An 11,232-nucleotide genomic window follows, 5' to 3' on the forward strand; every position below is an offset into this window, starting at 1 on the left:
CTCATTAAAACAACCTCTTCGACTTGTCCCGAAGAAGTGGAGCGCATTTTAGAGATTTTTTATCTCACGTCAACCGCTAATTGTAATTAAATTGCATAAATGTGTTTGTTTGCTTTTTAATTGAACGATCCGTTGGATATTCGAACTTAAATGACAAATTTATGTGCTTGCTGCAGCTGTTTAATACGCATTACACCTTCAACTTTCTCAGAAGGTGATTCATCAGTATAGCGGCTATCGACTAAAATTCTAGTTTCAATGCCTGAATTTTTCGCTGCCTGCATGTCTGATATCTTATCGCCGATAAAAATACTGTCTTTTAAGTCAATTGAAAAGTCTTGTTGTGCTTGCAAGATCATACCTGGCTCAGGTTTACGGCAATCGCATGACATTACAAACTGATTTACACCCTTAGTTGGATGATGAGGACAAAAATATACTTTGGTTATCGTTATTGCTTGCTTTGCAAATTCGTTAACCATCCAGTTCGATAACGATTCAAAAGTTGCTACGTCGTAATAACCTCGAGCAATACCTGCCTGATTGGTGATAACAAATATTTGATAGCCCTTTTTTATGGCAAGTTGGCATAATTCGAAAATACCTTCTACAAACTCAAAATCTTCTGGTTTGTGAACATAACCGTGGTCAACGTTAATAATGCCATCTCTATCGAGAAAAAGTGCTTTATTCTTCATAACTTTCTTTTACTTAACTTATGTAAATGCGGGATATAATAACAAATAGCTTTATAGTTACTATTAATCTTGTTTTTTATAACTAACTAACTAACTAACTAACTAACTAACTAACTAACTAACTAACTAACTAACTAACTAACTAACTAACTAACCGTCATTGCTTAAACAAGATACCGATTAGTTAGTTACTTTATTTTACGAATATAATAAGGGTAGATCACAGAATAAATTTCTGCTCTACATAGATAGACCACCATCAATTTCGACAACGCGGCCAGTAAAGAATTCGTTTTCTATAATATAGTTAACCGTGTGTGCTATTTCTTCTGCCTCGCCTAAACGACCAACAGGCTTCATACTTTCTAGGCGTTGACGCATTTCAGGTTTCATTGCGTCTGTCATCGCGGTGCGAATTACACCAGGGGCAATAGCACCAACACGAATACCGTGACGACCAAGCTCTCTCGCCCAAGTTACCGTCATCGCTACTACACCGGCCTTTGAAGCTGCGTAGTTTGTTTGTCCCATGTTACCGCCACGGGCAATTGATGACATATTAATGATGACACCTTTACGCTTACCTTCAATCATGTGAACAGCAGCTTCTCGGCCACATAGAAATACACCAGTAAGGTTTACATCAATTACTGATTGAAATTGATCTAGTGACATTTTCTTACTCACTACGCCATCTTTAGCTTTAACAAACATACCATCGCGCAAGATGCCTGCATTATTGATTAAACCATCGATGCCAGAGAAGTCCTGGTTTATTTTTATGAATATTGCTTCTACTTCACTTTCATTGGTTACGTTTGCTAAATAATACTTTGCTTGTGACCCAGCTTCTTCAACTAACTTAACGGTAGCTTGTAATTGCTCTTCATTTAAATCTATTAAGGCTAATTTAGCACCTGACTTTGCCAAATTTAAAGCAATAGCTCGACCTAAGCCTTGTCCGCCACCGGTAACTACAATAGTTTTGTCTTTTAAGTTCATGTTTAATCCTTTCTTTATCTTATTTTTTTATATATCGACTTAAATCAACATGTATATTTAATGAGTTTAAGCCGATACATGAGATTTATTAATTCAGTTTTTCTACTGGTGTAAAAAACCACGCGAGTCCTTCTGCTGGAATATCATTGATATTCTCATATTGCCAGCTAGGGCTTTTATCTTTATCTACTAGAAGTGCACGAACCCCTTCGCTAAATTCAGGGTACTGGCAACAACGTAAGCTTAAGTTAAGCTCTGAGGCAAAACATTGTTCTAACGTAAAGTCTTTACTTAACAATAATTGCTGATAAATGATCAGCGCCGAAAGTGGGCTACCTTTTTTAAGCTTTGCTTGTGCTCTTTGTAGCCAATCACTTTCTGTATCTAGTGCTAATATCGCTTGATAAATATCTGCGCCATTATCAAAGTTGGTTAATTGCTTAATAATCGCCTGATGCTCTACTACATTCGAGGTCATTGACGCAAAAGCTTGTTCACTTTGTTGCACAAATTTATTCAAGGCTTTATCTAGCAACTCATAGTTTTCGTTATTAGTTTGCCATTGCACATTACTCAAGCTTGATATTACATCACTTTTTACACTACTTTTAATCGCAACATTAGCTAAACCAATATTCAACGCATCTACGGCATTAAATATTGCGCCTGTCATCCCTAAAAATAGCCCGGTATTATTTGATACTTTATTTAGAAACCAACTTGCGCCGACATCGGGATATAAGCCGATAGTAACTTCAGGCATAGCTAACAAGGTTTTTTCGGTAACCACTTTATGGCTTGCGCCAGCAAATAAACCTATGCCACCGCCCATAATATAACCGTCGCCCCAAACTAATATAGGTTTAGTAAATTCATGGATAAGTTGGTCTACTTGATATTCCAGAGCAAAAAAGTCATAGCCGAAAGAGTTGATAATAGTTTGATCGTTAATTATCGTTTTTGCTATTTCTTGCACTGTACTTGATTGACTGTCAGTACTATTTTCTCTTTCAGTTTTAAGAGCATGATACAAGCTAACTACATCACCGCCAGCACAAAAGGCTTTGTCTCCTGCCCCTTGTAAGATCACCATGGCGATTTCGTCGTTGCTTTGCCATTCAAGTAACTGTTTATGCAATAACTCAAACATACTCATGTTTAAAGCATTAAGCGACTGCGGCGCATTAAGCTCTGCTAATGCAATGCGTTTATTAGTTTTTGTCTCTATTTCGCTAAATATTACTGATGACATATTAATCCTCTGTGCATATTCATATGTTTAAGTCGTTAATTAATCGCAGTTAATCAAGGCTTGAATCAATTTCTACAACCGTACGCCCAGTAACACTTCCTTCTACATAAGCGTTAAATGCTTGAGGTAAATCAGCAAACTTAATAGTTGTAGGCGAAATCAATGCTAATTTACTAGGCTTTAGATCGCTGGCTAAACGCTGCCATGCGCGAGCTCTAACTGATAATGGCATTTCAACCGAGTTAATGCCGAGTAAACTAACGCCGCGCAGAATAAATGGCATAACCGTTGTTTCTAATTTATGACCACCAGCAAGACCAATAGATGCAATGTTTCCCCAAACATGGGTTGTACGCGTTAACCAAGCTAATGTTTCGCCGCCAACATTATCAACCGCTCCACCCCACTGGGCATTTTCTAATGGCTTAGCACCCATTTCAAGGCTGTGTCGACTTATTAGTTTGCTTGCACCTAGCGCTTTTAAATAAGGTTCTTGTTCTGTTTTCCCAGTAAAAGCAATAACTTCATAGCCAATATTCGACAGCATATTAATCGCAAAGCTACCAACACCACCAGTGGCGCCGGTTACAACTATGGGTCCACGTGCTGGTATTTGGCCATTATCTTCCATGCGTTGTACGGCAAGAGCGGCGGTATAACCGGCAGTGCCAAGTGCCATAACATCGCGTAAGCTCATGCCTTCAGGTACATTCACAATTGAATCGGCCTTTACACGCGCGTATTCACTATAACCACCATCATAAAGCTCAGATAACTGTGCGCCACAAACTAAAACCTTATCGCCAGCTTTAAAACGTGCGTCTGCAGAGCTAATAACTATGCCAGATAAATCAATACCGCCCACTAAAGGATAAGTTCTTAAAATACGGCCTTTACCCGTTGCAGCTAAAGCATCTTTATAATTAATGTCTGAGTAAGCGACTTTAATCACTACTTCACCAGTCGTTAAGTCATGTAAACTAATTTGCTCAAACGCACTGGTAATGTTTTTGTCATTTTTATGAATTCGAAATGCAGTAAACTTTTCAGGAATATTCGACATTTTATCACCTTATATAAATGATATTGTCGTTACTGAAACTAAACAGAATCTCAGTAACGAACAAAACATTTCATTCAGCTATTAAATTAACTGGCAATTTTTAAAGTTAAGACTAAAAGGTTATTCCTTCACCTGAGCAGGTATCAACGAGTCTCAATTTTATAACAAAATAGCCTAAATTTAGTGGTTATAATTAAACAGGCTTTCAGGCATTGTCATCAAACTTTTACTTCCAGCTTCAATGGCAAGAATATGACCGTCAATTCTAGGTAATAAACGCTCAATAAAAAATTCACCAACATATAATTTTGCTTGATAAAAATCATGATTGCTTTGTTGAGAATGCCCTGATGATTTTTCTGCCATTATTGCCCACATATAGGCGTAACTTAGCAAACCAAAGGCCGCTAAATAATCGGTTGCTGATGCGCCGACCATATTTTTATCCTGCTCTTGCTCAGCAATAATTAACTCCGTAACAGCTTTTAATTTATCTAGCGCTGTAGCTAACGGTTCAACGAAGCCATTTAACGCTTTGTTTTCGTTGTTCTGCGTTATGAAACTGGTTATTTCTGCAAAATAAACATCAAGAAACTTACCTTTATTTGCCACCACTTTACGACCAAGTAAATCTAACGCTTGAATGCCGTTGGTGCCTTCATAGATTTGTGCAATACGAACATCTCGCACTAACTGCTCTTGGCCCCATTCACGCACATAACCGTGACCACCAAAAACCATTTGCCCTAAATTACAACTTTCATAGGCCATATCGGTCATGAATGCTTTCGCTACAGGTGTTAACAAGGCAACTAATTCTTCAGCTTGTTTTATATCGTTTTCGTTATCAGAGAACTTCACAATATCAAGTTGCTTAGCGACATAAGTAGAAAAACAGCGCCCACCTTCGTTAAAAGCACGCATGGTTAGTAGCATTTTTCTTACATCGGGATGCACAATAAGGGAGTCAGCTTTTTTATCTGCTGATTTTACACCCGTAGCACTGCGGCCTTGAATACGTTCAATAGCATACTCAGCAGCTTGCTGATAAGAGGTTTCTGCCGCGCCAACGCCTTGAATGCCCATGCCTAAACGTTCATAGTTCATCATGGTGAACATGTAGTTTAAGCCTTTGTTTTCTTCACCGACTAAAAAGCCTTTAGCGCTATCAAAATTCATCACACAAGTTGCCGAGCCTTTAATACCCATTTTGTGCTCGATTGAACCACAAGTAACGGTATTTCTAGCGCCTAAACTGCCATCATCGTTTAATAAAAATTTCGGTACAACAAACATAGAAATACCGCGAGGACCTTCAGGCGCGCCCGGTATTTTAGCGAGTACTAAATGAATAATATTTTCGGTTAAGTCTTGCTCACCGCCAGTAATAAATATTTTAGTACCTGACAAGGCAAAGCTGCCATCATCTTGCGCTTCAGCTTTTGCGCTCATAATACCTAAATCGCTACCGGCATGAGGCTCCGTCAAACACATAGTGCCAGCCCATTTTCCAGAATACATATTTTCAAGATAGGTTTGCTTCATCTCGGTTGAAGCATGAGCTGATAAAGCCAAACTCGCGCCAGCGGTTAACATAGGATATAGCGCAAATGAAATAGACGCTGATTGGGTCATCTCTTCAACAAAAGATTGCAACATTTTCGGCATGCCCATGCCGCCATATTCAGGATCGCCGCTGAGTGCGCCCCAGCCACCATCACAATAAAGTTGATAGGCTTTATTGAAACCATCAGGTGTTGTTACCTCACCGTTAGCCCACGTTGCACCTTGCTCGTCACTATTACGATTTAACGGCGCAATAGCTTCAGCGGTAAGTTTTGCACCTTCAGATAAAATGGCATCGGCGGTGTCTTTATCAATTAGCTCGGCAACCGCCGGCATGGTTGACCATAACTTTTCGGCATTAAATACTTCGTGCAGTAGAAATTGCATATCGCGCATTGGCGCTTGGTAGTTACTCATTATTTACACTCATCTTGTTTTGTGAACCCGCACTATTTCAAGTGTTAGTGCGGGAATTATAAAGTCGAAAACTACATGTTACGGCGATACTGTCCGCCGGCTTCAAATAATGAATTAACAATTTGCCCTAATGAACAAACTTTACAAGCGTCCATCATCAGTTCGAAAATGTTTTCATGTTTAATCGCCGCTTCCTGTAAACGTTTCAGTAATACTTCTACTTCCGCTTCGTTGGCTTTATTTAAACTCGCTAACATTTCTATTTGATAAGTTTTTTCTTCTTCAGTGGCACGAATAACTTCTTCCGGCACAACCGTTGGAGAACCCGTTGAACTTAAGAAGGTATTTACCCCAATAATTGGGAATTCACCTGAATGTTTTAGGTGCTCATAATGCATACTTTCTTCTTGAATTTTGCCACGTTGGTACATAGTCTCCATCGCGCCAAGTACACCGCCACGTTCGTTAATGCGGTCAAACTCAGTTAATACAGCTTCTTCAACTAAATCAGTTAACTCTTCAATAATAAACGCGCCTTGAATTGGGTTTTCGTTTTTAGAAAGCCCTAACTCGCGGTTGATAATTAACTGAATCGCCATGGCACGACGTACGCTGTCTTCAGTTGGCGTAGTGATCGCTTCATCATAAGCATTAGTATGCAAAGAGTTACAGTTATCGTTTATCGCGTAAAGCGCTTGCAATGTCGTGCGAATATCGTTGAAATCAATTTCTTGCGCATGCAAAGAGCGACCAGAAGTTTGAATATGGTACTTCAACATTTGAGCACGGGCATTTGCGCCGTACTTATTCTTCATCGCTTTTGACCAAATACGACGGGCTACGCGGCCAATTACTGCGTACTCAGGATCAATGCCGTTTGAGAAGAAGAACGATAAGTTCGGACCAAATTCGTTAATGTCCATGCCACGACTTAAGTAATATTCTACAAAAGTAAAACCATTCGCTAAGGTTAATGCCAACTGAGTAATGGGGTTCGCGCCAGCTTCGGCAATATGGTAACCAGAAATTGATACTGAGTAGAAGTTACGCACGCCTTTGTCGATGAAATATTCTTGCACATCACCCATTAAGCGCAAGGCAAATTCGGTTGAGAAAATACAGGTATTTTGCGCTTGATCTTCTTTTAAAATATCGGCTTGAACTGTGCCACGAACCAAGGTTAACGTTTTCGCTTTAATTGCTTGGTAAACCTCTGACGGTAATACTTGATCGCCAGTAACACCTAATAACATTAAACCTAAACCGTCGTTACCTTCTGGTAATGCACCTTGGTAGCTTGGACGTTCACAACCTTTACCTTGGTATATTTTCTTAATCGTTGCAGCAACTTCTTTTTCTAAACCATTTTCAGTGATAAAACGCTCACATTGTTGATCAATCGCAGCATTTAAGAAAAAACCTAGCAACATAGGTGCTGGGCCATTAATAGTCATTGAAACAGAAGTCATTGCATGTGCTAAATCAAAACCTGAATAAAGTTTTTTAGCATCATCTAAACAACAAATCGACACACCCGCATTACCAATTTTACCGTAAATGTCTGGGCGAATAGCCGGATCGTTACCGTATAAAGTTACTGAGTCAAACGCGGTTGATAAACGTTTAGCCGGCATACCTTTTGAAACATAATGAAAACGACGGTTAGTACGCTCTGGGCCACCTTCACCAGCAAACATACGCGTTGGGTCTTCACCTTCACGCTTGAATGGAAATAAACCTGCGGTATAAGGGAATTCACCTGGCACGTTCTCTTGTAGATTCCACTTTAGAATGTCGCCCCAACCTTGATATTTAGGCATACTAATTTTTGGAATATCACTACCTGACAAAGAAACTGAATGGGTTTGAATTGAGAGTTCTTTATCACGCACTTTAAATTTAAACTCTGGGTCTTTATAGCGTTGAACTTTATCTGCCCATTGTTCTATTAGCAGCTTATTCTTCGGATCTAGGTCTAACTCTACATGACTATATAATGCCTCAAGTTGAGTCACTAAATCTGACGACACTTCTGTGTCAGTTGCTTTAGCCGTTTCAATTGCCTGATGAATACCATAAAGTTTTTGCGCTACCGTAGTTTGATTATCAACCCAAGCATCGTAGCTGCGATTACTCTCTGAAATTTCAGATAAATAACGAATACGGTTACCTGGAATAACACTACTTTTGTTCGCTAACGTACCCTCAGTTGATAAAATATCACCAACCTTTAAGCCAGCTTCAGTATTTAATGCCGTAATTACCGCATTATATAATTCTGTCATACCACGGTCGTTAAATTGTGACGCGATTGTGCCATATACAGGTACTTCATCATCACCGGCTTCAAACATGCCACGGTTACGTTTATATTGTTTTTTAACATCACGCAATGCATCTAATGCGCCACGTTTATCGAATTTATTGAGCGCGATAATATCAGCAAAATCAAGCATATCGATTTTTTCTAACTGTGTTGCCGCACCGTATTCAGGTGTCATCACATATAATGAAACATCTGAGTGCTCTTCAATTTCAGTATCTGACTGGCCAATACCTGAGGTTTCTAAAATAATTAAATCAAAGTCAGTCGCTTTAAGAATATCAAGCGTGTCATTAACATAAACCGATAAGGCTAGGTTTGATTGACGAGTAGCTAACGAGCGCATGTAAACGCGATCGTTATTTACCGCATTCATACGAATACGGTCGCCAAGCAAGGCACCACCAGTTTTACGTTTTGAGGGATCAACCGACACAATCGCAATTTTACTATCGTCTGTGGCCATTAAAAAGCGACGAATAAGTTCATCAACCAATGAAGACTTACCCGCACCACCGGTACCTGTAATACCTAGTACCGGTGTTTTACTTACCGCTGAAATTTTGCGAATTTTAGCTAAATCGCTTTTATTCTCTTCTGGGGCATTTTCTGCGGCTGAAATTAAACGCGCGATAGCTTGTTTTTTATCTTGTAGCGGCACGTCTTTTTTCAAATTCGCTACGTCATCTTTTTTAACATTAATGCCAGTTTTAAAATCACAGCGCTCAAGCATGTCATCAATCATACCTAACAAGCCCAACTCTCTGCCGTCATCTGGCGAATAAATACGGGTAATACCGTAATCTTGAAGCATTTTAATTTCTTCGGGCAATATCACACCACCGCCGCCGCCAACAATCCGAATATGCTCACAACCACGTTGTTTTAATAGGTCGTACATATATTTGAAATATTCGTTATGTCCACCTTGATAAGATGTCATAGCAATGGCATTGGCATCTTCTTGAATAGCGGTATTTACCACTTCTTCAACACTGCGGTCATGACCAAGATGAATAACTTCTGCACCGCTTGATTGCAAAATTCTGCGCATTATATTAATTGCTGCGTCATGGCCATCAAATAACGATGCCGCGGTTACAATGCGAATTTTATTTTTTAACTGATATCTTTCAGTATTCATCTCATACTCTCTTCATGGGTTAAAATCGCTTCTTTACCATAGCTGTAGATAAATAGAGGTAACAAAAACAGCAAAATGGTGAAGCAATAATTATCTTACATTTACAAGCTAGGCAGTGCTTATGCACTAGTTTTAGTCGTTAAACGCGATAATAGAAACTTATTACAGAAATTAGAACACACTAAAAATGCAATGAACATTGATTTTATTGTCAATTTGATGGACTATATTGTGATTAGACCACCAAAAACCTTTCGGAAAATACTGTAGTAAAATATGGCAACATTAAAACTTAAAGACTCTGCAGACATACGCTTATTTATACCCGTATTTTTGCTTAAAAAACTCTCTAAGCATCGTTTAACTGATGGGCTTTACCCTGTATCTTTAGGTGTAACACAAGCCAATAATAATTATAAATTGCAACAAGCCAATAACCATTGTCATAGTTTAATATATTGTTTGTCGGGCACGGGAAAATTACAATATCAAGGTAAAGAAAAAGTCATAAAACGTGGCGATCTTGTTATTATCAATCCTGATACTGCTTTCACTTTCACTCTAGATAAATCAAAAAAATCACTCACTCAGCACAAGAAAAATGAAAAGACCTCGAGTAGTCGTGATAGCAAAACCAACGACAATATTGTTTATTGGATTAACTTTACCGGTACGTTATCGCAAGATTTTGCGCAACGACTGTTGATGAAAATGGATAATGGTGTCGCACATGTCGGCGTGCTAAACAATATAGTAAGCGACTTTGACCATTTACTCGCATTGGGCGCGCGAGGTTACACAGCAACAAACGTTATTCATGCTGTACATATTTTGCAACAAGCGTTGAGTTTTCTTGCTCTGCAATTACGTTTAACCATGTTTAATAACAGCTCGAGTTTTGACTTAGAGGCAGTTGAAGGGCTTATGCGCAACAGTTTGCATCAAGAGTTAAGCCTAGACACACTGGCGCACTATAGTCAGTTATCTAAATTTCATTTTGCTAAAAAGTTTAAAGAATTAACCGATAGCTCGCCAATACAGCACTTTATTAATATGAAAATGCAACATGCTTGCTCACAACTTGATAATAGCGACATTGCGATTAAAGATATCGCAAGCGGTTTGGGCTACAGCGACCCGTATTACTTTTCTCGTTTGTTTAAAAAATTGGTGGGTATGTCGCCAAAACAATATCGTGACTCTCGTCATAGTTCATAAAACTAATACAACTAATACAACTAAGCATAAAAGTACGTATTACAATGCTAAATTTACTGTAGCTTTGACTGAACAACCTAAGTTGGAAAATATCTACGACCATTGCCACTATAAAGTATTTAAACCAACATAAAGTCTAGGTAAAAAGTGGATCACTTAGATATGATAGCTGACGTTCTCATAGGTGAGTATATGGAAGCATTGATGCTGGCTTTTTGCAAGCAAGTCGTTCGGCCTGAGTGTGAACTAAGCCACCAAAGCGGTCATTCGCATAATCCTGTTGATTTGATTCTTTTGTGATAAGCATCTTTTTATTAAGCCACCCATAATAAAATTGGCGAAAATTCAGAATAAGCACAACATTTCATTACAGTATTCATCTTAATATTTAACTAAAATACATCCAATACAATTAACTTGAGGTGCGTTAAGTGACGTTTAGTAAACTCAAAGTAATGGAATAGATATGACCGAAAGAGTAACCAACAAAGCCATATTCAGTAGTAGCGTTTTTTCAATTAACTATGTTACCTACCCTACTAACCACAG

General features: G+C 38.7%; 7 protein-coding genes. 1 reads left to right on the forward strand and 6 read right to left on the reverse strand.

What is annotated here, in order from left to right; genetic code table 11:
- Positions 1–146: 146 nt before the first annotated feature.
- The 6 genes from gmhB to AC27H3_RS17930 form a co-directional block, all read right to left on the reverse strand.
- On the reverse strand, positions 147–698 hold the full coding sequence (gene gmhB, locus AC27H3_RS17905) for a D-glycero-beta-D-manno-heptose 1,7-bisphosphate 7-phosphatase (protein ID WP_487108083.1): 552 nt from the start codon (positions 696–698) through the stop codon (positions 147–149).
- Positions 699–938: 240 nt separating this feature from the next.
- Positions 939–1,700, reverse strand: coding sequence for an SDR family oxidoreductase (locus tag AC27H3_RS17910; protein WP_487108084.1), 762 nt, complete (start codon positions 1,698–1,700; stop codon positions 939–941).
- An 88-nt stretch (positions 1,701–1,788) separates the two neighbouring features.
- On the reverse strand, positions 1,789–2,952 hold the full coding sequence (locus tag AC27H3_RS17915) for an enoyl-CoA hydratase/isomerase family protein (protein WP_487108085.1): 1,164 nt from the start codon (positions 2,950–2,952) through the stop codon (positions 1,789–1,791).
- Between the two features lie 49 nt (positions 2,953–3,001).
- Positions 3,002–4,015 carry an oxidoreductase gene (locus AC27H3_RS17920; protein ID WP_487108086.1) on the reverse strand — a complete coding sequence of 338 codons (1,014 nt, stop codon included), beginning with the start codon at positions 4,013–4,015 and terminating at the stop codon, positions 3,002–3,004.
- Between the two features lie 180 nt (positions 4,016–4,195).
- Complete coding sequence (locus AC27H3_RS17925; RefSeq protein ID WP_487108087.1) at positions 4,196–5,998, reverse strand: acyl-CoA dehydrogenase C-terminal domain-containing protein; 1,803 nt, start codon at positions 5,996–5,998, stop codon at positions 4,196–4,198.
- 71 nt (positions 5,999–6,069) lie between these two features.
- A complete protein-coding gene (locus AC27H3_RS17930) occupies positions 6,070–9,465 on the reverse strand; it encodes a methylmalonyl-CoA mutase family protein (protein ID WP_487108088.1) in 3,396 nt (1,131 codons plus the stop codon).
- A 276-nt stretch (positions 9,466–9,741) separates the two neighbouring features.
- Here AC27H3_RS17930 and AC27H3_RS17935 point away from each other — a divergent pair, with 276 nt between their 5' ends.
- Positions 9,742–10,683, forward strand: a complete 942-nt coding sequence (locus AC27H3_RS17935; RefSeq protein WP_487108089.1) for a helix-turn-helix domain-containing protein — start codon at positions 9,742–9,744, stop codon at positions 10,681–10,683.
- Positions 10,684–11,232 lie beyond the last annotated feature (549 nt).

This window comes from Colwellia sp. NW0002-52-1 (assembly GCF_057550865.1).

Coding starts and splice junctions, on each gene's coding strand:
- AC27H3_RS17935 (WP_487108089.1), top strand. CDS start 9,742: ATGGCAACATTAAAACTTAAAGACTCTGCAGACATACGCTTATTTATA.
- AC27H3_RS17930 (WP_487108088.1), bottom strand. CDS start 9,465: ATGAATACTGAAAGATATCAGTTAAAAAATAAAATTCGCATTGTAACC.
- AC27H3_RS17910 (WP_487108084.1), bottom strand. CDS start 1,700: ATGAACTTAAAAGACAAAACTATTGTAGTTACCGGTGGCGGACAAGGC.
- AC27H3_RS17920 (WP_487108086.1), bottom strand. CDS start 4,015: ATGTCGAATATTCCTGAAAAGTTTACTGCATTTCGAATTCATAAAAAT.
- AC27H3_RS17915 (WP_487108085.1), bottom strand. CDS start 2,952: ATGTCATCAGTAATATTTAGCGAAATAGAGACAAAAACTAATAAACGC.
- AC27H3_RS17925 (WP_487108087.1), bottom strand. CDS start 5,998: ATGAGTAACTACCAAGCGCCAATGCGCGATATGCAATTTCTACTGCAC.
- gmhB (WP_487108083.1), bottom strand. CDS start 698: ATGAAGAATAAAGCACTTTTTCTCGATAGAGATGGCATTATTAACGTT.